Annotated in this window: 3 protein-coding genes and 1 pseudogene; 1 reads left to right on the forward strand and 3 read right to left on the reverse strand. The window is 61.8% G+C overall.

The genetic code is table 11. The features are described from left to right. The 3 genes from HWN72_RS30680 to HWN72_RS30690 form a co-directional block, all read right to left on the reverse strand. On the reverse strand, positions 1-265 hold a 265-nt coding region (locus tag HWN72_RS30680; RefSeq protein ID WP_248006503.1), incomplete at its 3' end, for an SUMF1/EgtB/PvdO family nonheme iron enzyme. A gap of 77 nt (positions 266-342) precedes the next feature. After that, a complete protein-coding gene (locus tag HWN72_RS30685) occupies positions 343-495 on the reverse strand; it encodes a hypothetical protein (RefSeq protein WP_155986411.1) in 153 nt (50 codons plus the stop codon). Between the two features lie 42 nt (positions 496-537). After that, positions 538-780, reverse strand: coding sequence for a hypothetical protein (locus tag HWN72_RS30690; protein ID WP_155986410.1), 243 nt, complete (start codon positions 778-780; stop codon positions 538-540). Positions 781-974: 194 nt separating this feature from the next. Between HWN72_RS30690 and HWN72_RS30695 the strand changes: the two are divergent. Further along, positions 975-1,188: pseudogene (locus HWN72_RS30695) on the forward strand (IS110 family transposase); the annotation flags it as partial.

Consider the following 1,188-nt stretch of genomic DNA (forward strand, 5'->3'; position numbering starts at 1 on the left):
GCGAGCCGGGCTGCGCCATCTCGGGCGGCATGCCGGGGTACTGCGCGGGATCGGGCGCGACTTCCGCGACGGTGCGATAGCCGGTCGCCGCGACGAACCGTGCGTACTGGCGGTTGGTGACGGGCGTGGCATCAATCCAGAACCCATCGACCGAAACGCGGCGCACGGGCGCTTCCTCGGGATAGAAGGTTTCCGATCCCATCGCGAACGTACCGCCGGGAATACGGACCATCCCGGCCGGCGCTTCAAGCTGCATACCCGTCATTGCGCTGTGTCCTGCAAACCGATCCACTTTCCCGGACCTTAACCGCTATGTCCACACCGGACAATGCGCCCGAGATTTCAGTGCTTTGCCGGAGGAGCTGCGCCTTTTGCGAGCATCGCGACGCCGTCCGGCGCGGCGTCGCGATGCCGGTCCGCGCCGAGTTCGGCCAGCTTGTCCCGCATCGCTGGCGGCACCGTCGATCCAACCGATGCCGAGAAAGCAAAGGCCACGGGTGGCACGATTGCCACCCGGTTACCGTCGGCGAAACTGCTTTACTTGCCGGGTGCGAACGTACCGATGTAGAGGCCATCCTTTCCTGCGTATTCCCTGGAGGATCGTCCTTGCAGCGAGAACGCAATATGCTGACCGTCTCGTGCAAGCGTTGACTGATGCGCTTCCGCGCCGCCACGGCTGACATTGGTTAACTGCCGGCGTTTGCCAGTCTGCCAATCCAGAACGTAAAGGTCAAAAGTCTTCCCGCCGTATTTCTGTGCAACAGCTTCGGCATCGGCCACACCTTGCTGCGTCAGGAGAAAAGACAGAAGTGCGGCCGATGCCCCGATACTCCTCTATAAGGGCTCGATGGGTCCGAAGCACGGTTCGTCTCCTCGAGACCATAGCAGATGGGGTGGATGGCTCCCGCTCACGGCATCGAGGTGCCAAGATGTGATTGCTGTCAGGCGATCACCAGCAAATAGGAGCCACCCACATGGAGATTACCACCATCGGCCTCGATTTGGCCAAGAGCATTTTCCAGGTTCATGCAGTTGATGCTGCGGGCACCGTCGTCGTCCGCAAGGCATTGCGTCGATCGCAGGTGGTGCCGTTCTTCACGAAGTTGCCGCGGTGCCTGGTCGGCATCGAAGCGTGCGGCACCTCTCATCATTGGGCACGCGCTCTGGCAAAACTCGGGCACGAGGTTC

The organism is Novosphingobium sp. HR1a (assembly GCF_015594425.1).
GTDB lineage: Bacteria > Pseudomonadota > Alphaproteobacteria > Sphingomonadales > Sphingomonadaceae > Novosphingobium > Novosphingobium resinovorum_A.